Annotated in this window: 28 protein-coding genes, 1 tRNA gene and 3 pseudogenes; 16 read left to right on the top strand and 16 right to left on the bottom strand. The window is 71.0% G+C overall.

The window, feature by feature from the left end:
- Nucleotides 1–33: 33 nt before the first annotated feature.
- Nucleotides 34–867, top strand: coding sequence for a ribonuclease BN (locus OG254_RS17670; protein WP_405582844.1), 834 nt, complete (start codon nt 34–36; stop codon nt 865–867).
- A gap of 302 nt (nt 868–1169) precedes the next feature.
- On the opposite strand, the gene OG254_RS17665 is transcribed toward OG254_RS17670, so the two are convergent.
- Nucleotides 1170–1331 carry a hypothetical protein gene (locus OG254_RS17665; protein WP_405582842.1) on the bottom strand — a complete coding sequence of 54 codons (162 nt, stop codon included), beginning with the start codon at nt 1329–1331 and terminating at the stop codon, nt 1170–1172.
- A gap of 382 nt (nt 1332–1713) precedes the next feature.
- Between OG254_RS17665 and OG254_RS17660 the strand changes: the two genes are divergently transcribed.
- The 4 genes from OG254_RS17660 to OG254_RS17645 all read left to right on the top strand — a co-directional run bounded on the left by OG254_RS17660 (nt 1714) and on the right by OG254_RS17645 (nt 3044).
- Nucleotides 1714–1992 (top strand): hypothetical protein, encoded by a 279-nt coding sequence (locus OG254_RS17660; RefSeq protein WP_405582840.1) that lies wholly within the window; start codon nt 1714–1716, stop codon nt 1990–1992.
- Between the two features lie 201 nt (nt 1993–2193).
- On the top strand, nt 2194–2550 hold the full coding sequence (locus OG254_RS17655; protein ID WP_405582838.1) for a PRC-barrel domain-containing protein: 357 nt from the start codon (nt 2194–2196) through the stop codon (nt 2548–2550).
- Between the two features lie 50 nt (nt 2551–2600).
- Entirely contained in the window at nt 2601–2750 is a 150-nt protein-coding gene (locus OG254_RS17650) for a hypothetical protein (RefSeq protein ID WP_405582836.1), read from the top strand.
- Between the two features lie 3 nt (nt 2751–2753).
- The gene (locus OG254_RS17645; protein ID WP_405582834.1) at nt 2754–3044 is read left to right on the top strand and encodes an ANTAR domain-containing protein; all 291 of its coding nucleotides are present in this window, start codon (nt 2754–2756) and stop codon (nt 3042–3044) included.
- A gap of 68 nt (nt 3045–3112) precedes the next feature.
- Here OG254_RS17645 and OG254_RS17640 read toward each other — a convergent pair whose 3' ends face one another.
- The 3 genes from OG254_RS17640 to OG254_RS17630 all read right to left on the bottom strand — a co-directional run bounded on the left by OG254_RS17640 (nt 3113) and on the right by OG254_RS17630 (nt 5333).
- Entirely contained in the window at nt 3113–3829 is a 717-nt protein-coding gene (locus OG254_RS17640; RefSeq protein WP_405582832.1) for an ANTAR domain-containing protein, read from the bottom strand.
- An 81-nt stretch (nt 3830–3910) separates the two neighbouring features.
- A complete protein-coding gene (locus OG254_RS17635; protein WP_405582830.1) occupies nt 3911–4570 on the bottom strand; it encodes an ANTAR domain-containing protein in 660 nt (219 codons plus the stop codon).
- A 91-nt stretch (nt 4571–4661) separates the two neighbouring features.
- The gene (locus OG254_RS17630; RefSeq protein WP_405582828.1) at nt 4662–5333 is read right to left on the bottom strand and encodes a hypothetical protein; all 672 of its coding nucleotides are present in this window, start codon (nt 5331–5333) and stop codon (nt 4662–4664) included.
- A gap of 95 nt (nt 5334–5428) precedes the next feature.
- Here OG254_RS17630 and OG254_RS17625 point away from each other — a divergent pair, with 95 nt between their 5' ends.
- Nucleotides 5429–5599: a hypothetical protein gene (locus OG254_RS17625; RefSeq protein ID WP_405582826.1), complete on the top strand. Its 171-nt coding sequence runs from the start codon at nt 5429–5431 to the stop codon at nt 5597–5599.
- Between the two features lie 371 nt (nt 5600–5970).
- Here OG254_RS17625 and OG254_RS17620 read toward each other — a convergent pair.
- The 5 genes and pseudogenes from OG254_RS17620 to OG254_RS17600 all read right to left on the bottom strand — a co-directional run.
- A pseudogene (locus tag OG254_RS17620) lies at nt 5971–6099 on the bottom strand (serine/threonine-protein phosphatase); the annotation flags it as partial.
- Between the two features lie 67 nt (nt 6100–6166).
- On the bottom strand, nt 6167–6442 hold the full coding sequence (locus tag OG254_RS17615) for a hypothetical protein (RefSeq protein ID WP_405582824.1): 276 nt from the start codon (nt 6440–6442) through the stop codon (nt 6167–6169).
- A gap of 10 nt (nt 6443–6452) precedes the next feature.
- Nucleotides 6453–7049, bottom strand: a complete 597-nt coding sequence (locus OG254_RS17610; protein WP_405582822.1) for a DUF5994 family protein — start codon at nt 7047–7049, stop codon at nt 6453–6455.
- Nucleotides 7050–7196: 147 nt separating this feature from the next.
- On the bottom strand, nt 7197–7544 hold the full coding sequence (locus OG254_RS17605; protein WP_405582820.1) for a hypothetical protein: 348 nt from the start codon (nt 7542–7544) through the stop codon (nt 7197–7199).
- Nucleotides 7541–7732 (bottom strand): CsbD family protein, encoded by a 192-nt coding sequence (locus OG254_RS17600; RefSeq protein WP_405582818.1) that lies wholly within the window; start codon nt 7730–7732, stop codon nt 7541–7543. The genes OG254_RS17605 and OG254_RS17600 overlap by 4 nt, the downstream gene beginning before the upstream one ends.
- 264 nt (nt 7733–7996) lie before the next feature.
- On the opposite strand from OG254_RS17600, the pseudogene OG254_RS17595 reads away from it, so the two are divergent.
- Together OG254_RS17595 and OG254_RS17590 are read left to right on the top strand one after the other, a co-directional pair.
- A pseudogene (locus OG254_RS17595) lies at nt 7997–8446 on the top strand (fatty acid desaturase); the annotation flags it as partial.
- A gap of 76 nt (nt 8447–8522) precedes the next feature.
- Complete coding sequence (locus OG254_RS17590) at nt 8523–8675, top strand: DUF5994 family protein (RefSeq protein WP_405582816.1); 153 nt, start codon at nt 8523–8525, stop codon at nt 8673–8675.
- A 537-nt stretch (nt 8676–9212) separates the two neighbouring features.
- On the opposite strand, the pseudogene OG254_RS17585 reads toward OG254_RS17590, so the two are convergent.
- Together OG254_RS17585 and OG254_RS17580 are read right to left on the bottom strand one after the other, a co-directional pair.
- A pseudogene (locus tag OG254_RS17585) lies at nt 9213–9452 on the bottom strand (DNA polymerase III); the annotation flags it as partial.
- Between the two features lie 161 nt (nt 9453–9613).
- A tRNA-Arg gene (locus OG254_RS17580) sits at nt 9614–9686 on the bottom strand.
- Between the two features lie 320 nt (nt 9687–10006).
- Here OG254_RS17580 and OG254_RS17575 point away from each other — a divergent pair.
- From OG254_RS17575 to OG254_RS17560, 4 genes are all read left to right on the top strand, one after another.
- Nucleotides 10007–11614 (top strand): dynamin family protein, encoded by a 1608-nt coding sequence (locus tag OG254_RS17575; RefSeq protein ID WP_351191749.1) that lies wholly within the window; start codon nt 10007–10009, stop codon nt 11612–11614.
- A 600-nt stretch (nt 11615–12214) separates the two neighbouring features.
- A complete protein-coding gene (locus tag OG254_RS17570; protein WP_405595050.1) occupies nt 12215–14215 on the top strand; it encodes a GTPase in 2001 nt (666 codons plus the stop codon).
- Between the two features lie 264 nt (nt 14216–14479).
- Entirely contained in the window at nt 14480–14947 is a 468-nt protein-coding gene (locus OG254_RS17565; protein ID WP_405582813.1) for a single-stranded DNA-binding protein, read from the top strand.
- Between the two features lie 259 nt (nt 14948–15206).
- Entirely contained in the window at nt 15207–16631 is a 1425-nt protein-coding gene (locus tag OG254_RS17560) for a Cys-Gln thioester bond-forming surface protein (protein WP_405582811.1), read from the top strand.
- Between the two features lie 246 nt (nt 16632–16877).
- On the opposite strand, the gene OG254_RS17555 is transcribed toward OG254_RS17560, so the two are convergent.
- Nucleotides 16878–17171, bottom strand: a complete 294-nt coding sequence (locus OG254_RS17555) for a hypothetical protein (protein ID WP_351191741.1) — start codon at nt 17169–17171, stop codon at nt 16878–16880.
- Nucleotides 17172–17535: 364 nt separating this feature from the next.
- On the opposite strand from OG254_RS17555, the gene ettA reads away from it, so the two are divergent.
- Genes ettA through OG254_RS17540 form a run of 3 tightly spaced genes read left to right on the top strand, consistent with a single transcriptional unit; the run spans nt 17536 to nt 20291 of the window.
- Nucleotides 17536–19200: an energy-dependent translational throttle protein EttA gene (gene ettA, locus OG254_RS17550; RefSeq protein ID WP_405582809.1), complete on the top strand. Its 1665-nt coding sequence runs from the start codon at nt 17536–17538 to the stop codon at nt 19198–19200.
- Between the two features lie 6 nt (nt 19201–19206).
- Entirely contained in the window at nt 19207–19626 is a 420-nt protein-coding gene (locus OG254_RS17545) for an acyl-CoA thioesterase (RefSeq protein WP_405582807.1), read from the top strand.
- Nucleotides 19623–20291, top strand: a complete 669-nt coding sequence (locus OG254_RS17540; protein WP_405582805.1) for a hypothetical protein — start codon at nt 19623–19625, stop codon at nt 20289–20291. The genes OG254_RS17545 and OG254_RS17540 overlap by 4 nt, the downstream gene beginning before the upstream one ends.
- An 8-nt stretch (nt 20292–20299) precedes the next feature.
- Here OG254_RS17540 and OG254_RS17535 read toward each other — a convergent pair whose 3' ends face one another.
- The gene (locus tag OG254_RS17535) at nt 20300–20704 is read right to left on the bottom strand and encodes a globin (RefSeq protein WP_147999319.1); all 405 of its coding nucleotides are present in this window, start codon (nt 20702–20704) and stop codon (nt 20300–20302) included.
- Between the two features lie 134 nt (nt 20705–20838).
- Here OG254_RS17535 and OG254_RS17530 point away from each other — a divergent pair, with 134 nt between their 5' ends.
- Entirely contained in the window at nt 20839–21825 is a 987-nt protein-coding gene (locus OG254_RS17530; protein WP_405582802.1) for a methyltransferase domain-containing protein, read from the top strand.
- A 69-nt stretch (nt 21826–21894) separates the two neighbouring features.
- Here the strand turns inward: OG254_RS17530 and OG254_RS17525 are convergent, their stop codons facing one another.
- From OG254_RS17525 to OG254_RS17515, 3 genes are all read right to left on the bottom strand, one after another.
- Nucleotides 21895–23436, bottom strand: a complete 1542-nt coding sequence (locus OG254_RS17525) for an FHA domain-containing protein (protein WP_405582800.1) — start codon at nt 23434–23436, stop codon at nt 21895–21897.
- A 113-nt stretch (nt 23437–23549) separates the two neighbouring features.
- Nucleotides 23550–24896 carry a vWA domain-containing protein gene (locus tag OG254_RS17520; RefSeq protein WP_405582798.1) on the bottom strand — a complete coding sequence of 449 codons (1347 nt, stop codon included), beginning with the start codon at nt 24894–24896 and terminating at the stop codon, nt 23550–23552.
- Between the two features lie 96 nt (nt 24897–24992).
- Nucleotides 24993–26489, bottom strand: coding sequence for a protein phosphatase 2C domain-containing protein (locus OG254_RS17515; RefSeq protein WP_405582796.1), 1497 nt, complete (start codon nt 26487–26489; stop codon nt 24993–24995).
- Nucleotides 26490–26491: the final 2 nt, after the last annotated feature.

Raw genomic sequence — 26491 nt, 5'->3', positions numbered from 1 at the left:
CGGCAGGGGTTGCGACCGTGGTAGTCGACAGACATGTCGATGAAGCCTTCCGGTGCCGCGGACCGTTCCTCTCGGTTCGGGCCGTTCCACCGCGTGATCAGCCGTTCGCCAGTCGGGCGCGGATGGCGGCGGAGCAGGGATATTGAGCTGTGGTCGCGTTCGCTGGGCTTTGCCGCGCTGGGGTTTCTCACACTGGTGCCGCTGCTGATCATTGTCTCCTCTGCCGATCCCGAGCACGGGCGGGGGTTCGCGCAGTGGCTGGGGGAAGGGCTTGGCGTGTCGACGGCCTCCAGGCGGCAGGTCGAGCAGTTGTTCACCCGGCCCGGCCAGGCCCTGCGGACCACGACCGCGTTCGGAGTCGCCTCCCTGGCCGTGTTCGGTCTGAGCTTCGGGGCGGCGGTGCAGACCGGCTATGAGAAGGTCTGGAGCCTGCCGTCGGCCCGCTGGTGGGCCAGGTGGCGGCACGTGGTGTGGCTCGGCGTCCTCACCGGATATCTCTACGTCTCCGCCACCACCACGCTGCGGCGTGAACCCCTGGCAGGTGGGGCCGTCGCGTCGCTGAGTGCCGTCCTGTTGCTGTGGTGGTCCCAGCGCCTGCTGCTCGGCGGGAGGATCCGCTGGCGTGCCCTGTTGCCCGGCGCCGTGGCCACCGTGATCGGGCTGCTCGGCCTGAGGGTCTTCTCCAGGCTCGTCTTCTCGCCGTTGATCGCGTCCAACGCCGTCACCTACGGACCCGTCGGAACCGTCCTCGTCATCCAGTCCTGGCTGCTCGGCGTGGGTGTCGTCGTCTTCGGCGGTGCGCTGGTCGGCCGGGTGCTGTACGAGGAACTCCCGCGCATGGCAGACGCACTGAAACGGCGCAGATGAGATGCGGGCCCTGCAACTGGTCATTTCGCTTGGGCAGCGAGTTCGTCATCGCTGCCGGGCCTGGTTCCTCTTCGGATCCGCGGGCCTCTACAAGGTGCATGCAATTCGGTGACCAGTGCTTCGAAGAGGCTTCGGGCTTCGACCATGGTCTGCCGCATTTCCTCGGTCCCGCTCTGGTCGAGGGCCTGTTTCAGGCTTCCGGAGAGCCGGCCGGTCCTGCCTTCGTGCTGCAGTTACCTGCGGCTGCGGCTGCGGCTGTACCGGTGCCTGCCACCGCCAGCGGGGATTTCCTTGATTCACAGCTACGCCGTGCTGCCGGCCGCCGGGGTGAGCGGAGCCTCGGCGGGGGCTTCGGCCGAGTCGGTCGGCGGCGTCGGCAGGATGTGGTCCTCCCACCAGGACAGGGCCATCACGGTGGCGAGCAGGACGAAGGGGGTCGAAGCGGGAATGATCAGCGCGTACATGTGTACCGCCTGGTGTGGGATGCGTTCGACGCGGCGGGCGGCAGACCGATGCCCGCTCGGGGCGCATAGGGGCGCGACCGGGATTGCGTGACGATGGCGCGTACGGGCACGGCCGCGCTCGTGACGCGGCGTGTTCCGGCACCGATGCGCAGGGTGCGCCCTCTGGAGAGCGCGCTGGCGGTGCGACGCCGCCGAGGGCAGGGGCGGCATGTCGCACGCTAGACCTCGCCGCAGTTCCCCAACAGGTCTCAAGCAGCCATCCAGGCCAGGCAGGACGCGCTTACGTCGCACGCTATCCGCAACCCTTGGGCAGGACTACGCTGTGGGGTGAGGCCCCAGTCCCCGGTATCGATGCCGTGTCCCGCTCCCGGGGAGGCCCACCGTGTTAGCCCTGCTCCTCATCCTCATCGCGTTCCTGTTCGGCTTCGGCTTCCTCGATCCCATCTGGTGGGTGGCTGCGGCGGTGCTGGTCTACGCCGCCACCCGACACGGCCGCGATCGCGGCGGCGGCCGGAGCCGCAGCGGCAGTTCCGATCTGGGGGACTACCGGGATTACCAGGAGCGCCGGAGTCGCCAGGAACGCTGGGACCGTCGCTACAGCCGTCAGAACCGGGCGCGTTGGCGGCGCGAGGACCGTCGGGACCGCGAGCACCGCAGGTGACCCGTGAAGCGGCCCGGGACCTGCTGGTGCATGCCTCTCGGCAGTGCACGTCAAACTTCCGGAGGCGGCCTCGGCCCTGGTCGCCGCCTGGGAGGGCAAGTCGCTCCCGATGCGGATGCAGCGTGCGCTGCGGCGATTTCACGCGGAGAACCAGGGGGCGACTCACGACCGCAAGGCACGTCGTCCAGGTAGGGAGAGATCATGATTCACGCAGCCGACGTCCGAGAATGGCGCAACCGCGATGTCGTCGATACCGAGTCGCACAAGATCGGTGTCCTGGAGGCGGTCTATGTGGACACCACCACCGATGAGCCGGCCATGGCCACGGTACGCACCGGGCTGCCCACCCGGCATCGTCTTGTCTTCGTCCCTCTTGAGGACGCGATCGTCGGGCCGGGCTATCTCAGGGTCGGCTATGTCAGAACGCTGGTGAAGCAGGCCCCTTCGATCGGCACCGACGATGTGCTGCCCGCCGAGCAGGAGGAAGCGGTCTTCAAGCACTACGGACTGCCCTACAAGCCCGGTGCGGCCGGCGAACGGCAACTGGCGCGCCGCTGATCATCCAGGGACGGGGGTGACTGCCCTGTGAGGTACGGACCATGCACCAAATGACCCCACCCCGTGAAGAACAGCGGCTGTTGAGGACTGTGCCCTCTGAGGGGTACGCGGCGTTGCTGGCCGAGGTCGTCGAACTGCGCGCCAGAAACCAGCAGTTGGGTCGGGCGCTGGCGAGCCGTGCGGTCATCGACCAGGCATGAGGCATGGTGATGGCCCTGGCCCCGTGTTCCAGCGAGGGGGCCTGGGACTTGCTGGTGGACGTGTCGCAGCACTGCAACATCAAGCTCCGGGACGTGGCCGCGGCCCTGGTCGCCACGACGAAGGACCGGATGCTCTCGGAACCGATACAGCGGGAGCTTCGCCGAGCACTGAGGCGCCTCCACGCGGCGGACCTGAGACGACGGCGTGCGCACCCGGCGGACGGCTCCGGGAGCTGTGAGCTCAGCTCTCCGGTGCCTTCGTCCAGGACGGCCGTCGGACGCCTCTGTGAGTAGCCCGCCTCGTGGATCTCAAACACCGGTCGTGCGGTTCCTCGTCCGTTGTCCGCTCCGCATCGCGTGGGTCAGGACCCCAGGCCGGTGAGGGGTTCGGAGCCGTCGATGAGGGCACGGGCCACATCGGCCAGGCGCCGATTGTGGGCGCGGGCGTAGCCGCGCAGAGCGGTGAACGCCTGCTCCATGTCGATGTCCTGGCGTTCGGCGAGTTTCCCCTTGGCCTGTTCGATCAGTACCCGGCTGTTCAGCGCCGTCTGCAGTTGTTCGTTGAGCACCGTGCTGCGCTGAGTGGTGCGTTGTTGCAGCAGGCTGATGGTGGCGACGTCGGCCAGGGCCTGGGCGACGGGTGTGGCGGCCGGGTCGAAGGGGCCGGGGGTGGTGCGGAAGAGGTTCAGGGCGCCGACGATCTCGTCCCGCAAACGCATCGGCAGAGCCTGGACCGCGCCGAACCCGCTGCGCTGGGCCGCCACTGCGAAGCGCGGCCAGCGAGCGGTCGCCGTGCCGAGGTCGGGGACGATCACCGGTACGGCGGTGCGGAAGCACTCGAGGCAGGGGCCTTCGTCGTTCTGGAGCTGGAAGAGCTCCAGCAGGCGTACCTGTTCGTCCGAGGCGGCCATGACGCGGAGTCTGCCGTCCCGGTCGGCGAGCAGCACTCCGGCGGCGCTCGCGTCGAGCATGCTGACGCAGCGGTCGGTCAGCAAGCGCAGGAAGTCGATGATGTCGAACTCGGCGACCAGATTGTCGGCCAGCTCGACGAAGGTCTTGGCCAGAAGATGTTGATCCATCGTGGGCACCCTCGATTGAGACTAGTCTCTGCCCGAAGGGGCGGAAAGTACGGCAAGTTCCCTCGGCCGGGCACCGATGCGTCAGGTTTCCTCCCCGGCCTGATCCGGCTCCGCGTCCGGGGAGAAACGAAGCCGTCGGGCCACCACGTCGGCGGCCACGTCCGCCAGCCGGCGTCCCTGCACATAGGCATAGGCGCGGAGCCGGACGAAGGCTTCTTCGATGCCGACTCCGAGCTGAACCGTGAGCATGCCGCTGGCCTGGTCGATCTCCGCTCGGTATGCGCCCAGGTCCTCGAAGCTGCGGTCCGGCATCGGCCCGCCGGTCGGCGCGCCCGCCTCGTCGATCCTTGTGTCGAGCAGGAGCAGCGTCGCGAGATCGGCGAACGCCAGTGCGTCGGCCAGTTCCTCCGTGTCCAGTACGGTCGGAATGTTGGAGTACAGGTCCAGAACTCCCGGGCTGATCGCCCCCTTCTGCAGGGGGAGCGAGAACACCGCGCGGGCTCCGGCTTCCAGGGCCGCATCGGCGAACACGGCCCAGTGATCCTGAAGTTCAGTGGTGAGCAGATCGGGTGCCAGGACGGCCGAGCCGCGTACAAAGGCGTCCACGCAGGGCCCTTCACCCAGCGTGAGCTGGAGCTCTTCCAGTTGCTCGCTGATGTCGTCGGTGCTGCACAGCGGATGGCTCGCCGCGGTCCGGGACATCGCCGACAGCCCGGCCCCGCCGACCGGCAGCGCGGCCACGGCCGCAGTGCATACGTCCACCACACTCACCCGGACACCTCGTCGGACCGCCTGCTCGGCCACCAGCATCCGAATGCGGGTCGACCGCCTGTCAGACCCCACTGGGGCCACCGCCTCCAGGCATCGTGACAACGCCCTCCGGCCTCGCCGCGGTGCGTTCCCCGAGGGGAAGTACCAGCGCGCGGAACGTGGTGGCGCCCAGTGGCCTGCGAAGCTCTCCGATGTCCAGCCACCCCCATGAGCGGAGCGCAGCGAGGGCCTGGCGATCGGCCCGGTCCACCAAGGTGGCGCCGAGTGATGCCTGGTGGTCGGTCAGCAGCCGCTTCTGCACGCGACGGGCGAGGTCCCGGTCCTGCGGGTGCGGCCGGATCATGATGTCAGCGAATGCGAAGACGCCGCCGGACACCGTGAGTTGCCCGACGCTGCGCGGCAATGTGCCTTCGAAGCCGAGCCACCAGGAACCGTCGCCGCGTACCGGGAATCCGAAGGCGCATCCCATCAGGCTGTCCGTCTCGGCGATCACCATGGCGAATCCCGGTCGGCGCATGTCCGCGGTGAGACGGTTCAGGAAGTTCTGGCGGCTGGGACGGCGGTATGGACCACCCGGCGGCGTTGCACGGGACTCCACATACAGCCCCGCCAGATCCTCACGCAGGCCCTCCACCAGCCAACGGCTCAGCCGACGCAACCACACAGGAGCCACGGCGGACGGCCCGCCGTCCCCCGGCTGCCGTGACTGTCCCCGCCCGGGTCCGGCCGTCATCGCACACCACCCAAGAGAACAGGCGCAAGCGGGACAGACCGGTGCGGCGGGGCTGGACGGGGCGCGGCCGGGGTGTCGCCGGGAGGAGGTGGCAGGTGGCCGAACGGAAAGCCGAGGAGCGGGAACCCGCAGCCGGTCAGGTCGAGAATCCGAGCCAGTGTCGTCGGCGGATGGTGCAGTCGCAGGGCGGATTCGAGGTCGATCTCACCGGACAGGGTGATCAGCGCCTGCTTCCTTTGGCCATGGCGGTGGACGGTGAGCTGTGAGAGGGGCATGACGCCTCGGTTCGGGAGACCATCCGGCAGCGGCACGGTGAGCCGGAGTTCCGGCACCCTGGGCGCGCTCCCGGCAGGGGCGTACTTTCGGCGGAGACAGAGCAACGGCCGGTCCGACAGCCTGTGCAGCAGGACAGAGGACCCACCCAGTTCCCTCCATGGAGGCGCCGGGTGACGGACGAAGAGTCCGCACCCCGCAGCCATCTGTGTTCAGCAACAGCATGCCGCCGGGGTCTGGGACGTCTACACAGCAGCGTAGTCCTCGGGTCGTGTGACGGACGGTCCGAAGCAGCCCAATCCCGGGATATGGACGGTGAACACGCGGCGGCTCGCATGCCGGAGCCCGTCGTGCGGGTGTCGACTCACTCCAGGACCCCGAGGTGGTCGGCGGCGCCCCCTCGCCATTCGATCAGGAAGAGGGTCGCGTCGTCGGTGGTGCGGCCGCCCCGTTGCTGCTGCAGGGCGCGGGAGAGTGAGCGCACCATCGCTCGCCGCGTCGGAGCCTCTGCTGGCTGGCCCGAACTGCCCGGCGATGGCCCGGTGACGGAAACCGGCTGGTCACCTGTGGTGAGTGGTCCGGCTGCGTCGGCGGCGCGGTGGGAAGCGGCCGCGGCCCCCGTCGCGGTGGTCCCGTCGCTCGCCGGAGGCCGGCGACTCGGACCGACCGGGTTCTATCGGCGGCTGCGGCGTGCCGCGTCCGCGGCGGCCGGGCCGGGCGGCGCTGTACTGGTGCACAGCGATTCTGTCGGCGTGCTCGATGTTGAGCCGGTGGATCACGTATGCCGCAGCTGCGATGAGGACGACGAAGGCGGCGGCCGTCAGGAAGGCGTTCATGGCGGCCGCCTCACATACCGACGATCAGGCGACTGGGCTGACTGGGCTGGCTGGGCTGGTGCGGGACGGTCGCGGACACCGCGGAGGCGCCGCCCCCGTACTCCCTCGCCTCGTCCGGGTCCAGTGGCTCGTCGGTCGCGGCGACGCCGTGCAGGGCCTCGTCCGCGGCGATGAGCGCGCTCGCGGTCAGGGGCGGGCCGTCGCAGTCGGACGCGGCAGCCATCAGCCGGGCCGCCGACTCCGGCCCGGTCTCCGGCGGGATGATCAGCAGGTCCCAACGGCCGGTGCCGTAGGAGAGCAGCAGCAGCTTGTGCGGGTCGATTTCCGGGGTGAACCAGCCGACCTTGACGATGTGGCCGTCCACGGGAACCTTGCGGGGGACGACCGGCCAGTGCTCCGGGTTGACAGCGATGCGGGTGATGCGGCCCCACAAGGGGTCCAACACGTCGGTCAGTGCCGGCAGTTCGCTCAGCAGATCCCGGGAGCGGGGCCACCAGGCACCGTCCAGGAGTCCACGGGAGGTGCCGTCGGGCTTGAGGGTGAGACGCACGGCCGGGGCTGCGACGGGCTCGACGCGCGGCAGGGCTGGATACAAGGTCGCCGACATGATGCGGACCCGTCTCCGGGCCGCCTCTGCGGCGGCCCGGGTTTCATCTCTCACCGAGAACGACCCGGCGTGGAAGCCGGTATGCGAAGTGCCCTCAGTACTGGCAACACTACTCCGCGTTCCGCCGCGACGCGGAGTAGTGGCTGCCTAGATGTGGAGCAGTCGCTGGGTGATCTCCCGGTACTGCCTCAGCGCGAGCCGGAGTTCCTCGAGGTGTGTCTCGCGGTCCTGGTCCTGCCAGCCGGCGCGAAGGAGACGCCGTCGTTCCGCGAGGGCGTTCACGAGCTGGGCGGTGGCTTCGTCATAGGCGCTCTCGGCCTCTTCCAACGCATCGAGTGGGCTGTCGGCGAAGGTGTTGAGGGCGTGCCGGAGGCGTTGGACGATCTTGTCCTGTTCGTCCGACGGGAGCAGCGGCTCCGGGCCCGGGGTACGGCGCTCGGTACGGCCCCGGGTGTGATCCGCGGGCTGCCGGGCGCGATTCTGGTCGTACATCATCGGGGGCTGCTTTCGTTGCGCCTGAAGGCGCCCTTGGTCTTCTCGACGGCCTGCTTCAGGCTTCCGGAAACCCGGTCGGTCCTGCCTCGGCGTTGCAGTCGCCTGTTGCGGGTGACCCGGCCGAACTCTTCAGTGATCCTGCCCTTCATCGTTTGCGCCTTGTTCCTGATGATCCGTGAAACGGCCATGGCCGGCCTCGCTGTTGTCCGGTAGGTGGGTTCCCGCGGGGTCTGGGCGAGGCGGGAAGGCGGAATGCTTCGCCGTACGTTCCGGAGTGGCATGGCCCTGCACCGTGCTGCCAGTCAACGTCCGACGACGGTCCGTGTCAACGCGGGGGCCATGCTGTCCGGCCCGCCTCGTTCTGGAGCATGCGGGAGTACGGTGAAGGAAGAGAGGGCCCTTCGTTGCCGGCATCCGAACCGGCCCTGTCCTCGCGTCCCCTCACAGGGGCAGCCCCTGACCCCGACCGCGACATCCGGGCCGTCGACCGCGCCTTCCCGGCGCTGTGCGTCCTCACGCTCGCCCTGCCGTTCGGGCTGGGCTGGGCGATCGGCGGCAGTTGGTTGTACGGCGTAACCGCCCTGCTGTGGGCGGGACTTGTACGTATCGCGCTGCTCCACCACGTCACCTGGAGCGTGAACTCGCTCTGCCACCTGATCGGTGAGCGCCCGTTCCGCACTCGACGCCACGACCGGGCCACCAACCTGTGGCCCCTCGCCCTGCTCTCGTTCGGCGAGAGCTGGCACAACCTCCACCACGCCGACCCCACCAGCGCCCGCCACGGCGTCGACCGCGGCCAGATCGACCCCTCCGCCGCCGTCATCCGGCTCCTCGAACGCCTCGGCTGGGTGCACGACGTGCGCTGGCCGACCGTGGACCGGGTCGCCGCCCGCCGCGCCTGACGTCAAACCACTCATCCACGTACGGAAGTTGGCAGGAACGACCTCGCGGCGGCATGCCCCGGCCCATCGACGTAGCGTGGTGGTCCCGTTCCTACGACTCGCCGAACTCCCCCAGCTGCCCGCCGGGTTGCCGCGCACGTGGGGTCACATCACGAGTGTCACGGTAAACGGGGCGACATGGTCCGCGGTGCCCGGCCGGATGCTCGTCGCCAACCAATCCGCGTTCTGAGGAGGACAAGATCGGCGATGAGCACCGTCACCTCGATGGGTGGCGGGCCAGTCGCTGTCCGCCGTCCAGGTGGACGACGTGCTGATCTCTCGGCCCTTCGGGGCAACGACGACGCAGTTGCGTCACTCGCGGAGATCGGCCGAGTGGATCACACCGTCTCCCGGTGGCATGTGCCGGTGACGCAACGGCCCCGGCGTATACACACCGGGGCCGCCCTTCCGGGTCTTTGCACGTGAGAGTGCGCCGACCCACTCACCAGGGTATGCCCGGGACGTCATTTCAGTCATATGGGAGGACATGGCCCTCATGTGACCGGCCGGAGCCTTGAGGTGGCCCGTGCCGTGTCAGTCGCTGTCCTCCTCCTCGGTCTCCATGAGCTGGATCCCCTTGTGCGTCAGCGTGACCATCGTGGGTGTGTTTCCTCGGGCATGTCCAGGTCCTCGCGCAACTGCGCCCCGGTGAGGCCGAGGAGGCGATTGCCTTCGATGGCCTCGTGCAGGCTCTTCATGATCGCCCCGCGGTAGTGCTGCCGCGCGTGCCCTGCAACCGCTCCCAGGTCAGCCCGTGCACCTCCACCGGTCCCGGATCACAGCCCGGATTGAGCAGCGCCGAGAACTCCCCGGTCTGCTCGCCGTCCGGACCGATCGTGATCACCGCGACGGACAGCACGCGATCTCGCCGGGCAATGAGTCCTGAGGTCTCCACATCGACCAGGGCCCAGTCGTAGGCGTAGTCGCCGCGGGCGGACACATCGAAGGAGGCGGTGACGAGACTCATGGCGGCAAGGATGATCTGACGGCCGGACAAAATCGTCTCCAGTCGGACACCCCGCCGACTTCGCCAGGGCTTTCATCGGCACCCGCGAAGTCATTCCGCCGAGCCCGACAAATGCCCCTGACCAGCAAAAACGCCCTCCCAATGGGAGGGCGGAGACTAGGCGCCCCCGGCAGGACTCGAACCTGCGGCCAAGCGCTTAGAAGGCGCCTGCTCTATCCACTGAGCTACGGGGGCCGGTGTGGTGGCCTCGTTCGTGGTGCCCGGGTGTGGGCCGAACCGTGACGTTGCCGGGGACAAGGATAGGGCTCCCGCATCCGTGTCCCTGCTGCTTCGCCTCCGTGGCTCGATGTGGAGGTTCGGTGAAGCGGTCCTGATAATCGCAGGCAGGTACGAATCGTGCACCGCTTTTGGCCTCTCGCGCCCCGGGTGTTGTGCACTCGTTATGCCTCGACTGTGCCCTTGTCCCAGTCGCCCCTTCCGTCCCTTGTGTCCTATCGGCGCGCAGACATGCTCATATGCTTCAGAATTCCCCTAAAATTGGGCATTCTTCGCATGTGGTGACCTTGGACGTACGGCCTCAGCTGCTCGACGCACTCTCCGCCCTGCGCGACCGTGTCGCGGCCGCACGCTTCCCGCTGCCCCTCGCGGGGGCGCCACGCGCGCGTGCCAACCGCGACGAACTGCTCGCGCAGCTCGACGACTATTTGGTGCCCCGCCTGAAGGAGCCCGAAGCACCCTTGCTGGCCGTGGTGGGCGGATCCACCGGAGCCGGCAAGTCGACGCTCGTCAACTCCCTGGTGGGCAGGCGCGTGACCGAGGCGGGCGTGCTGCGCCCGACGACGCGAACGCCGGTGCTGGTCTGTCATCCCGAGGACCATCACTGGTTCAGCGGGATGCGCGTACTGCCCGACCTCACACGCGTGTGGGTGCCCGAACACGACCCGGCCGAGGAGCTGATGCTGCCCGGCGAGGACAGCGAGCGCGTGCTGCGGGTCGAGACCGCCGACTCGCTGCCGGCCGGGCTCGCCCTCCTCGACGCGCCCGACATCGACTCCCTGATCGCCGACAACCGCGCCCTCGCCGCCGAACTGATCTGCGCCGCCGACATCTGGGTGATGGTGACCACGGCGGCCCGGTACGCCGACGCCGTGCCCTGGCATCTGCTGCGCACCGCAAAGGAGTACGACGCCACCCTCGTGACCGTCCTGGACCGGGTTCCCCACCAGGTCGTCTCCGAGGTCTCGCGGCAGTACGGCGCACTCCTCACCAAGGCGGGCCTCGGTGAGGTACCCCGCTTCACGGTGCCCGAGCTGCCCGAGTCGGCCTGGGGCGGCGGGCTGCTGCCGGCCACGGCCGTGGCGGGGCTGCGCACCTGGCTCGTCCACCAGGCCCAGGACCAGGCCGCTCGCGAACACGTCATGGCCCGCACGGTCTACGGCCTCCTCGACTCCCTGAAGTCCCGGATGCCCGAGCTCGCCAGCGCGGCCGCCGCACAGTACTCGGCGGCGCTGCGGCTCACCGCCGCCGTGGACAGCGCCTACGACAGCGAGTACGCACGCGTGCGTGCCCGCCTCCAGGCCGGCGCCGTGCTCGCCGGCGACGCCCTCAAGCGCTGGCGGGCCTTCCCGCTCGACTGCTCCGCCGGGGAGCTCCTCGAATCGCTCGTGGAGTCCCTGAGCACCCTCCTGCTGTGCGCGGTCACCGCCGCCGACGAGCGCGTCGACGACGCCTGGCAGCGCGAACCGGCCGCCACCGCGTCCGAACTGACCGACCGTGACCCGAGGCCGACGAGTGTCGAGCACCGCATCGGCATGGCGGTACGGCGCTGGCGGCGCGAGCTGGAGGAGTACGCCGAGGACGAGGTGAGCTACCTCGACCGCAGCGTCGCCCCGGACTCCGAGGTCGTCACCGCCCTCGTCGCCACGGCCCTGCTGGGCAGCCGACGGGCGCGGTCCGCGGGGGAGGGGCTCGCCGAGCGGATCGGGGCGCACGGGGCGCTGCGGCTGCGCGACCGCGCCGGGCGGCTGCTCACCGAGCATCTGGACCGGGTCATGCACAACGAACGCGAGCGACGGCTCGCCCCGCTCGACTCCCTGGAGGTCCACCCGGATCCCCAGGCCGAACTCATTGCCGCGCTGTCCGTACTGCAGAAGGAGAGGTGACCGGTGACCGCCGTCACTGACCAGGACCACACGGAACACACCGATCAGCAGGAGGACGGCTTCACCAAGGACGACGAGCGCGTGAACGACATCCCACTGGAGGGCGCCTCCGAGAACCTCCTCCCCGTGACGGGGCCCCGCACGGAGGCGGAGCAGCCCGTCGAGAGCGAGGGCTCCGTGGCCGCCGACGAGCCGGACAAGCGCAAGCTGTGGAGGAAGCTGGCGAAGCGGGAGGACCGGCCGAGCGGCGTCCACGCACGCGTGGAGGCCGACGACCCGCCCGCGCGTGAGGACACCCCCGACCCGGGCGACGCCCGCAGGGACGAGGGCGACGCCCCGGCCCGCCCGAGCGTGCCCGACCCCGGCGCCCGCAAGGCCGACGCCGGGACGCCCGCGCGCGGGAACCCCGCCGGATCGGGCGGTCGCCAGGGCGACTCGGACACGCCCGCGCGCGGGAACCCCGCCGGATCCGGTGGCCGCAAGGGCGACTCGGACGCAGCCGCGCGCGGAAGCGTCCCCGAACCCGGCGGCCGTAAGGCCGACACCGACACACCCGCGCGCGGGAACGTCTCCGGCGCGGGAGTCCGTAAGGAGGGCGGCATGTCCCGCCGTACGGAACCTGTCTCGCGTACGGAGCCTGTCTCGCGTACGGAGCCTGTCTCGCGTACGGAATCCTCCGGGCGTACGGAATCCTCCGGGCGTACGGAATCCTCGTCCCGTGGGGCATCGGCCTCGCGTGCGGAGTCCTCGTCGCGTTCGGGATCCAATCCCCGTTCGGAGTCCTCCTCCCGCGCAGAGTCCAGGCCCCGTCCGGAGTCCTCCCCCTACGCAGAGTCCACCCCCCGCGCGGAGGCCTCGTCCCGCTCGGCCCCGGCGTCCGGCGCCGAGTCCGCGACCCCCTGGGACGACGGCCTTATCGCTCGGCGGGTGAATGAGAACGCCCCCGCCGAGCAGCCCGCCCCCGCCGAGCCGCGAGCCACCTCCGGGCCGCAGCAGTCCGTCACGCCACTCGCCTACGACGGCGCGCTGCGGTCGCGGCTCGACGCGCTGCGCGAACTGGTCGGGCTCTCGCGCACCCGGCTCGACGGCAAGACGCTCGCCGACGCGGGCCGGGTGCTCGACGAGGCGGCGGCGCGGCGCAGGCTCTCCGGGCAGCACACGGTCGTCGCCATCGCGGGCGCCACGGGCAGCGGCAAGTCGCAACTGTTCAACGCGCTCGCCGGAGTGACCATCTCGGAGACGGGCGTACGCCGGCCGACGACCGCCTCGCCCCTGGCGTGCAGCTGGAGCGACGGCGCGGCCGGACTCATCGACCGGCTCGGCATCCCGCCCCGGCTGCGCCGGCGCCCCGCGCAGAACGCGGCCGCGGACGGGCAGCTGCGCGGGCTCGTCCTGGTCGACCTGCCCGACCACGACTCGGCGGCCGTGGCGCACCGCGAGCAGGTCGACCGGGTGCTGGCGCTCGTCGACGCGGTCATCTGGGTCGTCGATCCCGAGAAGTACGCCGACGCCGTCCTGCACGAGCGCTATCTGCGGCCCATGGCGGGGCACGCCGAGATCATGTTCGTCGTCCTCAACCAGACCGACCGGCTGCCCGGGGAGGCCACCGACCAGGTCCTCGACGACCTGCGGCGGCTGCTCGACGAGGACGGCATCGCGCTGGGGGAGCACGGCGAACCGGGCGCCGTCGTGCTCGCGCTGTCCGCGCTGACCGGGGACGGCGTGGGCGACCTGCGCGAAGCGCTCGGCGAGTTCGTCGCCGAACGCGGGGCCGCGGCGCGCCGCATCTCGGCCGATGTGGACGCCGCCGGGCTGGGGCTGCGGCCCGTGTACGCGGCGCGGCGGCGGACCGGGCTCAGCGAGGAGGCGCGGGACGACTTCTCGGCCCGGCTCGCGGACGCGATCGGTGCCACCGCCGCGGGCGAGGCCGCCGAGCGGGCCTGGCTGCGCAACGCCAACCGCGCGTGTGGGACGCCTTGGCTGCGGCTGTGGCGCTGGTACCAGGACCGCAGCGAACCGCCGACGGGCCGGCTGTCCCTGCGGACCCAGACGGACGAGGAGGCCACCGCGCGCCAGCGCGTCGAACAGGCGGTGCGGACGGTCGCCGAGCGGGCCTCGGCCGGGCTGCCGACGCCGTGGGCGCAGGCGGTGCGCGAGGCGGCCGTACGCGGGTCCCAGGGGCTGCCCGAGGCGCTGGACGAGCTGGCCGCGCGGGCCGGACTGCCGCCGGGGCGGCCGCCGCGGCCGGGCTGGTGGCCGGTGGCCGTCCTGGTGCAGGCCGCCATGACGATCCTTCAGATCGTCGGCGGGCTCTGGCTGGTGGGACAGATCATCGGCGTCATGGAGCCCAACCTGGGCATGCCGGTGCTGCTGATGGTGGCCGGCATCGTCGGCGGCCCGCTGGTCGAGTGGAGCTGCCGGATGGCGGCACGAGGACCGGCGCGACGGTACGGCACGGACGCGGAACGACGGCTCAGGGAGGCGGCGGCCGGGTGCGGGCGGGCCCGGGTGCTGGATCCGGTGGCGGCGGAGCTGCTGCGGTACCGGGAGGTCCGGGAGCAGTACGGCCGGGTGATGGGGGTGGGGGCCACGGGGAGGTGAGCCGCGGCGCCGCCGGGCCGCCCGGGTCACCTGTTCGGGTGACGGGGATATCCACAGGCCGGCGGTGATCCACAGGGCTCTGCGGGCTCGGCCCGGCGGAGGCAGTCTGGCTTCGCGGCGATCGCGACGGACGCGGTCGATCGCGGTGACGGCGGCGCACCAGGACGTACGGGGTGCGCGGCCGTCATGTCGGACGCAGCCGTACGGGACGGGCCCGTAGGCGTATCCGCCCGGCGGAGCGGCCGGGTCAGGGAGGGGTTCGAGATGAACGAGACGACCATCTGCGCGGTGGGGAACGTCGCGACGCAGCCGGTGTACCGGGAGCTGGCGACGGGACCGTCCGCGCGCTTCCGGCTGGCGGTGACCTCGCGTTACCTGGACCGCGGGAAGAACGAGTGGACCGACGGCCACACCAACTTCTTCACGGTGTGGGCCAACCGCCAGCTCGCCACGAACGCCGCCGCGTCGCTGAACGTGGGCGATCCGGTCGTGGTGCAGGGCCGGCTGAAGGTGCGCTCGGACGTACGGGAGGGGCAGAGCTGGACCTCGGCGGACATCGACGCGCTCGCGATCGGCCACGACCTCGCGCGCGGCACATCCGCCTTCCGGCGCGCACCGAGGCCGGAGACGACGGCCACCGCGGCAGCCGCGCAGCCCGAGCCCGAGCCCGAGTGGGAGACGCCGGCACCGGCCGACTCCCAACAGGCGCAGGAGCCGGTCATGGTGACGTGACGTCAGTCACCCGCCCGGCCTGACCGAACTGCGGCTTATCGGCGAATGCGCACCGAACCACCCCGGTGGATTTGTCGATAAGCCCTGCTCGCAGAGGATCTTGGCGATAACGATTCCGAGTCGGATCGGCCCTGCGACGGGATCACCGGGAAGCGTGGTGCGCGGCGTACCTAGGATGCCGGGCATAGCTCTCGGGGCTTAAGAGTCTGCTGGTGGGACCGTCCCCCACGTCAACGGGTCCTGCTCGAAGGGGAATTCTGTGTTTGCTGCGTTCTCAGCGCTGTCGGCGCGCGGGCGAGGGGCGGCACGTCTCGCCGCCGCGACCCTGGCGTCCGGGCTCGTCGCCGCCACGGTGCTGGCCGGCACCGCCGCTGCCGCGCCCGCTGCCGACGCGACAGCGCCGAGCCCGGGCGGGGCGACCGCCACCATAGGCGGCCTGAAGACGTACGGCGCCGCGGTCGTCCACGCCGACTCCGGCGACCAGGAGATCTCGGCCGGCCTGTTCGAGATGTCCGTCGACGGCGGCGGCATGCTCCAGACCTACTGCGTCGACATCCACAACCCCACCCAGCGCGACGCCAAGTACCACGAGACGCCGTGGAGCGGCACCTCGCTGGGCGCCAACGAGAACGCGGGCAAGATCCGCTGGATCCTCCAGAACTCCTACCCGCAGGTGAACGACCTCGCGGCCCTCGCCTCAAGGGCGGGCTTCCAGGGCGGCCTCACCGAGCAGGACGCGGCGGCCGGAACCCAGGTGGCCATCTGGCGCTACTCGGACGGGGTGAAGGTCGACGCCCTCGACCCGCAGGCCGAGAAGCTCGCGGACTACCTGGAGAAGAACGCGCGGGGCGCGGCCGAGCCCGAGGCCTCGCTGAGGCTGGACCCGCCCGCGGTCTCCGGCCACGCCGGTGAGCGGCTCGGCCCGGTGACCGTGCACACCAACGCGGACGGCGTGACGCTGACCCCGCCCGCCGACGCCGCCACCAGCGGAGTGCGGATCGTGGACAAGGCCGGCAAGGCCGTCACCACCGCCGCGGACGGCGCTCAGGTCTTCTTCGACGTGCCCGAGGACGCCGCGGACGGTCAGGCGGAGCTGACCGTGCAGGCCTCGACGACCGTGCCGGTGGGGCGTGCCTTCGCCGCCGAGAGCCGCAGCCAGACCCAGATCCTGGCCGGCTCCAGCGAGTCGACCGTCTCGGCCACGGCGAGCGCGAGCTGGGCGGAGACCGGTGCGATACCCGCACTGTCGGCGGTGGAGAACTGCGACAAGGGCGGTGTCGACATCACCGCGGCCAACGAGGGCGACGCGCCGTTCACCTTCCAACTGCTCGGGATCGAGTACAGCATTGCGGCGGGCGAGTCGCGCACGGTGACGGTCCCGCTCCAGGAGGACCAGGCCTACGACTTCACCATCGAGGGGCCGGGCGGCTTCGAGAAGCGGTTCACCGGCGTACTGGACTGCATGACGCAGGCGGGCGAGGCCGAAGCGGCGGGCACCATCACCCAGACCCTCGGCGAGCCGAGCCCGGCCACGGTCGGCGCGGGGTCCGACGACACCAACCTCGCTGCGACCGGCGGCTCCACCATGACCCCCCTGATCGCGGGCATCGCCATCGGCCTGGTCGTGATCGGCGGCGCGGCGCTGCTGGTGGTACGCAAGAGGGAAGCGCAGGCGCAGGACTGACCGCCCCCCCACGCACACACACGACCAGGGGCCTGATCCACCTTCATGGATCGGGCCCCTGGCCGCTTTTCCGGATATCCGGGTGCCGGAGCGCTTACTTCGGCGGAACAACCCTTGGGCCGTCGGTCGCGGCCCGTACTCCACCGGTTAGGTCTCGCCTGGTGCACCGGTCGGCACCCGTCCACGCCGCACGCCGAGTTCGTCACCGCGTGGGACGTGGCCGGAAGCCCCGTACCAAGGCCTGACTCAGAACGCCTTGTTGTCGCAGCCCATCGTCGAGCCGATGTGGGTGTCCTGCGCGCCCGTGTTGCCCTCGCCGTTGAGCGCGTTGCCCAGCGCGCCGTTGAGGATGCCGACCTGGCCGAGGACGTCGACGTTCAGGTCGTGCGACTTGCAGTTGGAGCTCTGCAGAACGCTGACCTTGTCCCCGCCCTTGCCGCCGTGCCCGTCGAGGCCCTGGGCAGTGGCGGTGCCGGTGCTCAGCAGGCCGACGCTGCCAAGGGCGACGACCACGACGGCAGCCTTGTGAAGCTTGTGCATGTCATCTCCGATGGAGTGAGGTGGGTGCGATCCGTAAGAGATCGACTCCGTACAGTTACGAAAGGCTAATGTGAAAACCTAGACATATTCGTACGACACGCCGCAAAATCACACCGTTCCTGCAAGCGTTGGGAAGCGGACAGTGACGGACGATGGGCAGAGGGTGACCTGCCCCGCCGCCTGTGGCGCATCACTCGGACAGCACCCTGACGGCCGACGACCCGTCCACGGTCCGGGAGTCCTCCAGCAGGCAAGCCCCAGGTCAGAGCCCCCCGGTCAAACGCGTTTCCGCCCAGGGGTGGCGGTACGGCAAGATGGGGTGTATCTGCCCACTGCCTGATTTCAAGCTGCCGGACGGTTTCTCTTGGCTGAGTTCATTTACACCATGCGCAAGGCGCGCAAGGCGCACGGCGACAAGGTGATCCTCGACGACGTCACCCTGAACTTCCTCCCCGGAGCGAAGATCGGCGTCGTCGGCCCGAACGGTGCCGGTAAGTCGACCGTTCTGAAGATCATGGCGGGCCTCGAGCAGCCGTCGAACGGTGACGCGTACCTGTCGCCGGGATACAGCGTCGGCATCCTGATGCAGGAGCCGAAGCTGAACGACGACAAGACGGTCCTGGAGAACGTCCAGGAGGGTGTCGCCGAGGTCAAGGGCAAGCTCGACCGGTTCAACGAGATCGCCGAGCTGATGGCCACCGACTACTCCGACGCGCTGCTCGACGAGATGGGCAAGCTTCAGGAGGACCTCGACCACTCCAACGCCTGGGACCTCGACGCCCAGCTCGAGCAGGCCATGGACGCCCTCGGGTGCCCGCCCGGCGACTGGCCCGTGGTCAACCTCTCCGGTGGAGAGAAGCGCCGCGTCGCGCTGTGCAAGCTGCTGCTGGAGGCGCCCGACCTGCTGCTCCTCGACGAGCCCACCAACCACCTCGACGCCGAGTCCGTGAACTGGCTGGAGCAGCACCTCGCCAAGTACGCGGGCACCGTCGTGGCCATCACCCACGACCGGTACTTCCTCGACAACGTCGCCGAGTGGATTCTCGAGCTCGACCGCGGCCGTGCCTACCCGTACGAGGGCAACTACTCCACGTACCTGGAGACCAAGCAGACCCGTCTCAAGGTCGAGGGCCAGAAGGACGCCAAGCGCGCCAAGCGGCTCAAGGAAGAGCTGGAGTGGGTCCGCTCCAACGCCAAGGGGCGTCAGGCCAAGTCCAAGGCCCGTCTCGCGCGGTACGAGGAGATGGCTGCCGAGGCGGACAAGATGCGGAAGCTGGACTTCGAGGAGATCCAGATCCCGCCGGGCCCGCGGCTGGGCAGCATCGTCGTCGAGGTCAACAACCTCAGCAAGGCCTTCGGGGACAAGGTCCTCATCGACGATCTCAGCTTTACGCTGCCGCGTAACGGCATCGTCGGTGTCATCGGGCCGAACGGCGCCGGCAAGACCACCCTCTTCAAGATGATCCAGGGTCTGGAGACGCCCGACTCCGGCAGCATCAAGGTCGGCGAGACCGTCAAGATCTCGTACGTCGACCAGAGCCGCGAGAACATCGACCCGAAGAAGTCCCTGTGGGCCGTGGTCTCCGACGAGCTCGACTACATCAACGTCGGTCAGGTCGAGATGCCGAGCCGGGCCTATGTCTCGGCCTTCGGCTTCAAGGGCCCCGACCAGCAGAAGCCGGCCGGCATCCTCTCCGGCGGTGAGCGCAACCGCCTGAACCTCGCGCTCACCCTCAAGCAGGGCGGCAACCTGCTGCTCCTCGACGAGCCGACGAACGACCTCGACGTCGAGACCCTCAGCAGCCTGGAGAACGCGCTGCTGGAGTTCCCCGGTGCGGCCGTGGTCGTCTCCCACGACCGGTGGTTCCTGGACCGAGTGGCCACGCACATCCTCGCCTACGAGGGTGAGTCCAAGTGGTTCTGGTTCGAGGGCAACTTCGAGTCGTACGAGAAGAACAAGATCGAGCGGCTCGGTGCGGACGCCACCCGTCCGCACCGCGCCACCTACAAGAAGCTGACCCGGGGCTGATCGATCTTGCGCCACATCTACCGCTGCCCCCTGCGCTGGTCCGACATGGACGCGTACGGACACGTCAACAACGCGGTCTTCGTCCGATACCTGGAGGAAGCCCGTATCGACTTCCTGTTCCGTCCCGAGAAGGACTTCAAGCAGGGGTCGGTGGTGGCGCGCCACGAGATCGACTACAAACGGCAGCTCGTGCACCGGCACCACCCGGTGGACATCGAGCTGTGGATCAGCGAGATCAGGGCCGCGTCCTTCACCATCACCTGCGAGGTGAAGGACGACGACGTGGTCTACGTCCGGGCCTCGACGGTGGTCGTGCCGTTCGACTTCGAGGCGGAACGGCCGCGTCGGCTCACCGCGGAGGAGAAGGACTTCCTGCGCGAATACACGGACGATGAAGCGGGCGAGGAGGAGGCCGTCGCCGCATGACGGTCCTCCACCTGGCCGACGAGGGGGAGGCAGCGGACCTCGCGGCCTTCCTCTCCCGGCTGCTCCACTACGACCGCGGCGCCGCCGTTCGCCTCCAGGCGGCCGGCACCGCGCTCGCCGTCTTCGGGCGCCCGCCGTCCTTCGAGGTGCTGGCGATCCGCGCGGTGCGCCTCGCGAAGCCGTACGAGAACGGGCTCGACGTCACGCTGGATGTGACCGTCTCCGCAGGTGAGCTGCTGGAGTCCGTCGACGAGTCGGCGGCCACCGCCCTCGTGCCGGAGGCCGTGACCGGGCCGCCGTGGGCCGGGGTGCTTCCGCCGCGCGGCGGATGGCGGCCGGTGCCGGGGCTGCCCGCGCCCGATGCCCTGCGGGCGATGATCGGTGCGGGCGTCGCGGAGTTCCGCTCGCGGACCCAGGAGCTCGCGGCCGAGGGGCGTACCCGGAGCGAACTCGACCGGATCGGGCGGGAGATCTGGTCCCGGACCGTCGGGGACACCGATCTGCCGGTGCGGGCCGTGCACGCGGCCCAGTCGCTGGGATTCCTGCGCGCCACCGGGGAGTTGGCGCTGTTCTCGTCCGGTGCGTGGCTACGGCTGCGCACGCCGTACGGGTCGATCGCGGTACGGCGTGCGGGACTCGGCGCCCTGGACGTCAGCGTCCGCTGACCGTCGGCTCAGCCGGCCGTGTTCACCATCGACGCCGCCGCGTACGTGAGGTAGTTCCACAGCGTCCGCTCGTGCTCCTCGGAGAGGCCGAGCTCGTCGACGGCGACCCGCATGTGCTTCAGCCAGGCGTCGTGCGCCGCGCGGTCGACGGTGAAGGGGGCGTGGCGCATGCGCAGGCGGGGGTGGCCGCGGTTCTCGCTGTACGTCGTCGGGCCGCCCCAGTACTGGATCAGGAACAGGGTCAGGCGCTCCTCGGCCGGGCCCAGGTCCTCCTCGGGGTACATGGGCTTCAGCAGCGGGTCCTCGGCGACACCCTCGTAGAAACGGTGGACGAGGCGGCGGAAGGTCTCCTCCCCGCCGACCTGCTCGTAGAAGGTCTGCTCCTGAAGCGTGCCGCGCCGAATCTCATTCACCCGTCCATGGTCTCAGACGCGGCGACCGAGGACTCCAGGCTTAGGACCAGCGGGCCCGGAACCCCCGAGTGACGCGTTCCGGATCGTCCGGCGGGACACTCGCCTCGCACGGTCTCCCGCAGGACAGTGGACGTATGAGCGCGCACGCTCTCGACAAGGACCTGGAGGACCTCGCCGCCTCGGCGCGGGCCGCCCTGATGCGTGAGATCGACGCCGGCGGGGCATGGGCCGCCGACCCCGTGTGGCGGGAGGTCTTCGGCGCCGTTCCGCGCCACCTGTTCGTGCCGTACTACTACGTCGGCGTCGCCGCGGGCTACGAGCGGCACTGGGGCGAGAACCCCGTTCCTGCCGCCCGCGAGCGCTGGGTGCGCGGCGCCTACGCCGACACCCCGCTGGCCACCCGGCTGCGCGACGGCGAGCTGCTGTCCTCCAGCAGCCAGCCGTCCCTGATGGCGATGATGCTGGTCGCGCTGGAGGTGGCGGACGGCGACCGGGTCCTGGAGATCGGCGCGGGCACCGGCTACAACGCCGCCCTGCTCGCCCACCGGCTCGGCGACGACGACCTCGTCACCACCATCGACCTGGAGCCGGAGATCACCGAGTCGGCGCGACGGCATCTGGCGGCCGCCGGGTACCACCCCGTCGTCGTCACCGGCGACGGCGCACGCGGCGTGCCCGAGCGCGCCCCCTTCGACCGCATCATCGCGACCTGCACCCTGGAGTCGATCCCGCGCGCCTGGCTCGCCCAGTGCCGTCCGGACGCCCGGATCCTGACCCCGCTCGCCACGGGCCTGGTCACGCTCGCCGTTCGGGACCCCGAGCACGCCGAAGGGCGCTTCCTGCACACCCCCGCCTACTTCGTGCCGCTGCGTGGCGGCACCCGGTCCGAGCCGGAGCCCCCGCACGTGGCCGGGCTGCCGCGCCGGGCCAGGGAGCACGAGCTGTTCCGCTTCCTGCTCGCCCTGACCCGCGGCAGCCTCGATCCGCAGGAGGCCTACACGCTGTGGGAGCGCGAGGGCCGGCCGCAGCGGGAGCGGTTCGGGATCACGGTGCACGGCGAGCACGAGTGGGCGTGGCTGGACGACCCCGAGGGGCCCTACGCCTGGACGCTGCCCGGCTGAAACGCCGGGAGGGGCCGGTCGCACGGGCCTTCAACACCGTACGACCGACCCCTCCCGGGGCTCGGATGGCTAGCCCCGTCGGATCGTGATCGTCGTCCAGGCGCCCACGTGCACCCGGTCGCCGTCCTGGAGCGGCACCGGCACGAACGGCTGGATCGGCTCCTCGGAGCCGTTCACCGTGGTGCCGTTCGTCGAGTTCTGGTCGACGACCGCCCAGGTGCCGTCCGGCTGCTGGACCAGGACCGCGTGCTGGTGCGAGACGCCCGGGTCCTCCGGCGGCACCGACAGGTCGATGTCGGGGCTTTCGCCGGTGGAGTGGCGGCGGCGGCCGATGGTGACCTGGTTGCCGGTGAGCGTGCGCTGCTGCTCGGGCGAGTACGCGGGCAGGTTCAGGCCCGCGGCCTCGGGGCCGGAGCGCTGCATCATCGCCATGAAGTACTCACGGTCCGGGCCGATCGTCGCCAGCCAGGTCGCCGGTCCGGCGTGCTGCTGCGGGTAGCCGTGGCCGGGCGGCGGGGCCTGCGTCGCGCCGGGCGGCGGATAGCCGTAGCCGCCCTGCGGGGGAGCGCCGGGGGCACCCGGGCCGCCGGGGCCCGACGACGGCGGGGAGATCACCCAGTCGTCGCCGAAGGACGGGGCGCCCTGCTGCGGACGGTTCGGATCCTGCCCGAATCCGGGCGTGGCCGGCGGGGCGGAGGGACCGGGGCCGGGGCCGGCCGGATGGAACGCCTGCGGAGCACCGCCGGGCGCGCCGGGACCGCCGGGCTGGGTCGGGGCGGGCGGGGGCGGAGCCTGCCGCGAGGGGTCGCCGAAGCCGGAGGGAGCGTTCATGCCGGGACCACCCGGACCACCCTGGCCCGGGCCGGGCATGCCTCCGGGACCGGGCTGGCCGGGCATGCCACCGGGACCGCCGGGAGGCATGCCGCCGGGGCCCTGACCAGGGCCGCCCATGCCTCCGGGGCCGCCAGGAGCACCCGGACCGCCGGGAGCACCCGGACCGGGACCGAAGGCGCCGGGGCCACCGGGACCGCCAGGTCCCTGTCCCTGACCGGGGGCACCCATGCCGCCGGGACCGCCGTGCCCACCCGGACCGCCGTGCCCACCCTGAGCGGGCGGCTCCGCGCCGAACGGCGGGATCGGTTCTGCCGGGCGGTTCATCTGGGACGGGCGCGAGCCCTGGTAGTCGTAGGAGTCACCGCCGCCGAACGACGGAGGGGGTCCCGACTGCTGCTGGAAGTGCGACGGCAGACCCGGGCCGCCCGGCGCAGGCGGGCGCGGGGCCGCGGGCGTGTACGACGTCGCCGTGTTGGTCAGGAAGTTCCACCGGCACTCCTCGCAGAACGGCGCACCGCCCTCACGGGGCGTACGGCACTGCGGGCAGAGCTCCGGCTCGGCGTTCGGTACGGCGGACAGGTGCGGACGCCCGCCGGGCTGACCGGCGTTCGGGGCACCGGACGGGCCGGGACCGGGGCCGCCGGGCGGCGGGAATCCGTAGCCGCCGCCGGGCGGGGGTGGCGGAGGGGGCGGAGGCACGGCACCGGCCATGCGGTGACCGCAGACCTCGCACCAGTCGTCGGAACCCGACTGGTGTCCGTTCGGGCAGGTCGGCATGTCGGCGCTTCCCCCTCTCTTTTCCGGCCGCTCTCGACCGGATTTCTCCAACCCCAAGGGGTCAGGCTCGATCCTTTTCAGGGTCCTGCTGGGTCTTACTGGGTCCTGCTACGTCACTTCTTTACACGAACAGTCTTTGTAGACCGTGTCTCGAGAGTCATCTCGTCGGCCTCCGCGACCTTCGCCTTCAGTCGCACAGTACCCGCCGCGGCGTCGACCACGTCCACCACCTTCGCAAGGAGTTTCGCCGTATCCGCGTTTCCGGAGGCGCTGGCGAGCTGAACGGCGCGGCCCAGTTTGGCCGTTGCTCCATCCATATCCCCCGCTTTGCGAAGATCAAGCCCTTGTTGAATGGCTTGTGCCAGTTCGGCCTGGCCGGTGTAGTGGGCGACCTGGGGGTTGATCGACGTCGAGGCGACCATGTCCTCGGTCCATACGGCCCGTACGAGCCCCTGGGCGCCCAGGTTCTGCGCGGTCCCGTCGGGTTGCGGGACGACCAGCGAGACCCGGGCGGCGAGCATCTCCTGGCCCAGGCCGGCGGCCGGGACCTCGACGCAGACGTGGTAGTCACGGGACTCGTCGCCCCAGGAGCCGGTGGGGTAGTCCCCGGCGCGCGGGCCGGCCTCGGTGCGGCGGTCGGTCAACTCCTCGACCGTGGGCGCGACTTGCTTGACGAACTTGATGGCTGTGCCGACCGGCGTCCACAGCCGCAGGGTGACGTCCCCGACCTCTTTGCCCATCGCCGTCTCCATCATCCGCGTGAAGTCGGCGGACAGGGCGGCCGGGTCGGCGACGATGTCGGCGCTGCCGAGCAGGGCCGAGGCGATCGCTGTGACTTCTTTCACTTCCCAGTCGGTGCCCACGCCACGGGCGTCACAGGTGAAGCGTCCGGCGCACGCGTCGAGCGCCGCCTTGAGGTCCTCCGGCGACTCGTGTTCGTTGCGCCCGTCGGTGAGCAGGATGCCGTGCCGGATGGCGACGTCCTCCGAGGACAGCAGCCGGTCGGCGAGGCGCAGCCAGGTGCCGATGGCGGTGCCGCCGCCCGCGCTGAGCCGGCGCAGTGCCTGCTTGGCCTGGTCGCGGGTGGTGGCGTCGGCCACGGCGAGGCGTCCGCCGCCCGGATACACCTCCTTGGCCACGTGCGTGCCGCCGATCACCGCGAAGTGCACGCCGTCGCGCAGGGTGTCGATCGCTGCGGCCGTGGCGTCGCGGGCGTTGCGCATCTTGGTCGGCGGGTAGTCCATCGAGCCCGAGCAGTCGACCATGATCGCCACGGCCGCGGACGGGCCCTGCCCCGGCGAGTAGAGGTGGGGTGCGGCGACCGCGCTGCCGACCGTGCCGCCGCCGGTCGCGGTCACCGTGACGATCGCGTTGACATCGCGACCGCCCTCCGGCAGGTACTCGTTCTGGTACACGTCCACCGAGAACTGCGGCACGTTTGATTTCGAGAAATTGGCCATACGTTCTCAAATCCCCCTAATGAACCCCGTAGTGGGGCCATGGCTGTCGACGGACCGGTCCCCTCCGGTCCGATGAGGCCGTCCCCGCAGCAGGCCTCAGGCCGATCCTGCCCCCATCGGGGGTGCCGGGAACGGCACGACGGCCACTGTTACGTTGTCGTGGCCCCCGCCGTCGAGCGCGTGACCGACGAGCACCTGGGCGCTGTGCAGGGGGCGCGCGGCGGCGTCGAGAGGTACGACGTCGGCCATGTCCTCGGCCGCCTCCGCGTAGTTCCACAGCCCGTCCGTGCACACCACCACTACACCCGGGCGGTCCGGCTTGAAGGAAGCGGTGTGCGGCTCCAGTTCGTAGGCGTCCGCGCCGAGCCAGCCCGTGATGGCGTGGGCGCGCTCGTCGGCGTACGCCTCGGCCTCGTTCATCAGGCCCGCGGCGACCATCTGCGCTGCCCAGGAGTCGTCCTCGGTGAGCCGGGCCGGGGGAGTGCTGCGGTCCACCGGGACCCAGTAGGCGCGGCTGTCGCCGACCCAGCCGACGATCAGCAGCTCGGGTGTGACCACGGAGCCGACGATCGTGCAGGCGGGCGCGTTCTGATGGGGGGCGTGCTCGCGGGCCGTGGCCGGCTCGTTGGCCAGGGCGTTCACCGCGTTCGAGGCGGCGACGATCGCGTCGTGCATGGCCTGCTGCGGGTGGGTGCCGCGCGGCAGGGCGGCCAGCAGCGACTCGCTCGCGGTGCGGGACGCGGCCAGCGAGGCGGCGTCCGGGCGGGTCGCCGAGGACACGCCGTCGCAGACGATCGCCACGACCGCGGGCCGGCCGTCGGGCAGCGCGGTGCAGCCGACGGTGAACGCGTCCTCGTTGCGGTGATGGCGCAGGCCGCGGTCGCTGACGGCGGCGACGGGGCCCGCGTCCTGCTCCATGTGATCGCGCTCGCGCGGCTGCGCGTGCCCGCAGTTCTCGCAGTACCCGTCCTGGTCGACACGGCCCGCACGGCACGCCACGCACACCTTGGTGCCCTCCGGAGGGGTCGGCACGTCGGCCGCGACGCGCGGGTCGGGCGCCTGCAACGGGTAGTCGTCGGGCTCCGGCGGACGGTCGAACCGCACGCCGGAGGCCGGGGAGACGGGGGAGCCGGTCGGGGCGGGCACGGATGCCGGGGTACCGGCCGGGGCCGGTGGCGTGTGCGGGCCGGCCGGTTCGGCGTGGCCGCCCGGGGCCGGGATGCCGGAGTGGCCCTGCGGAGCGCCGGGAGCGCTCGGCGGCGGCACCGGTCCGGGCGGGGGCGGTGCCTGCGGGGGCGCGGGAGTGCCCGGGGGCAGGGAACGGCCGCCGGGGTCCGTGCCCGCCTGGTCCGCCGGCAGATGCGCGGGCGCCGGGACGGCGGAGCCCTCCGGCGCGGGGGCGACGGGCCAGCCCGCGCCGGGCGCGGCCGGGGCGGGGGGCGGCGTCGAGCCGTTCAGGGTGATGGTGGGGTGGTCGTCCGGCCGTACGGGCACGGCGGACAGGTCGTATCCACACGCACCGCAGAAACGGTCACCCGACTCGAGCGGCCATTCGCAGCTCGGGCAGGCGGACAACTGGGGCATCTGCGACATCA

Source organism: Streptomyces sp. NBC_01092 (genome assembly GCF_045039535.1).
In the GTDB taxonomy this organism is placed as follows: Bacteria; Actinomycetota; Actinomycetes; order Streptomycetales; family Streptomycetaceae; genus Streptomyces.
This window is presented reverse-complemented; position numbering and strand designations above follow the sequence as displayed.

What these genes read in the sequence shown, in the direction of transcription:
- OG254_RS17665 (WP_405582842.1), bottom strand. Translation starts at nt 1,331, where the DNA reads ATGTACGCGCTGATCATTCCCGCTTCGACCCCCTTCGTCCTGCTCGCC.
- OG254_RS17610 (WP_405582822.1), bottom strand. Translation starts at nt 7,049, where the DNA reads ATGTCGGCGACCTTGTATCCAGCCCTGCCGCGCGTCGAGCCCGTCGCA.
- OG254_RS17540 (WP_405582805.1), top strand. Translation starts at nt 19,623, where the DNA reads ATGACGGTCCTCCACCTGGCCGACGAGGGGGAGGCAGCGGACCTCGCG.
- OG254_RS17600 (WP_405582818.1), bottom strand. Translation starts at nt 7,732, where the DNA reads ATGGCCGTTTCACGGATCATCAGGAACAAGGCGCAAACGATGAAGGGC.
- OG254_RS17520 (WP_405582798.1), bottom strand. Translation starts at nt 24,896, where the DNA reads ATGGCCAATTTCTCGAAATCAAACGTGCCGCAGTTCTCGGTGGACGTG.
- OG254_RS17565 (WP_405582813.1), top strand. Translation starts at nt 14,480, where the DNA reads ATGAACGAGACGACCATCTGCGCGGTGGGGAACGTCGCGACGCAGCCG.
- OG254_RS17605 (WP_405582820.1), bottom strand. Translation starts at nt 7,544, where the DNA reads ATGATGTACGACCAGAATCGCGCCCGGCAGCCCGCGGATCACACCCGG.
- OG254_RS17640 (WP_405582832.1), bottom strand. Translation starts at nt 3,829, where the DNA reads ATGGATCAACATCTTCTGGCCAAGACCTTCGTCGAGCTGGCCGACAAT.
- OG254_RS17515 (WP_405582796.1), bottom strand. Translation starts at nt 26,489, where the DNA reads ATGTCGCAGATGCCCCAGTTGTCCGCCTGCCCGAGCTGCGAATGGCCG.
- OG254_RS17555 (WP_351191741.1), bottom strand. Translation starts at nt 17,171, where the DNA reads ATGCACAAGCTTCACAAGGCTGCCGTCGTGGTCGTCGCCCTTGGCAGC.
- OG254_RS17670 (WP_405582844.1), top strand. Translation starts at nt 34, where the DNA reads ATGTCGATGAAGCCTTCCGGTGCCGCGGACCGTTCCTCTCGGTTCGGG.
- OG254_RS17650 (WP_405582836.1), top strand. Translation starts at nt 2,601, where the DNA reads ATGACCCCACCCCGTGAAGAACAGCGGCTGTTGAGGACTGTGCCCTCT.
- OG254_RS17570 (WP_405595050.1), top strand. Translation starts at nt 12,215, where the DNA reads ATGTCCCGCCGTACGGAACCTGTCTCGCGTACGGAGCCTGTCTCGCGT.
- OG254_RS17630 (WP_405582828.1), bottom strand. Translation starts at nt 5,333, where the DNA reads ATGACGGCCGGACCCGGGCGGGGACAGTCACGGCAGCCGGGGGACGGC.
- OG254_RS17655 (WP_405582838.1), top strand. Translation starts at nt 2,194, where the DNA reads ATGATTCACGCAGCCGACGTCCGAGAATGGCGCAACCGCGATGTCGTC.
- OG254_RS17525 (WP_405582800.1), bottom strand. Translation starts at nt 23,436, where the DNA reads ATGCCGACCTGCCCGAACGGACACCAGTCGGGTTCCGACGACTGGTGC.
- OG254_RS17615 (WP_405582824.1), bottom strand. Translation starts at nt 6,442, where the DNA reads ATGAACGCCTTCCTGACGGCCGCCGCCTTCGTCGTCCTCATCGCAGCT.
- OG254_RS17645 (WP_405582834.1), top strand. Translation starts at nt 2,754, where the DNA reads ATGGTGATGGCCCTGGCCCCGTGTTCCAGCGAGGGGGCCTGGGACTTG.
- OG254_RS17530 (WP_405582802.1), top strand. Translation starts at nt 20,839, where the DNA reads ATGAGCGCGCACGCTCTCGACAAGGACCTGGAGGACCTCGCCGCCTCG.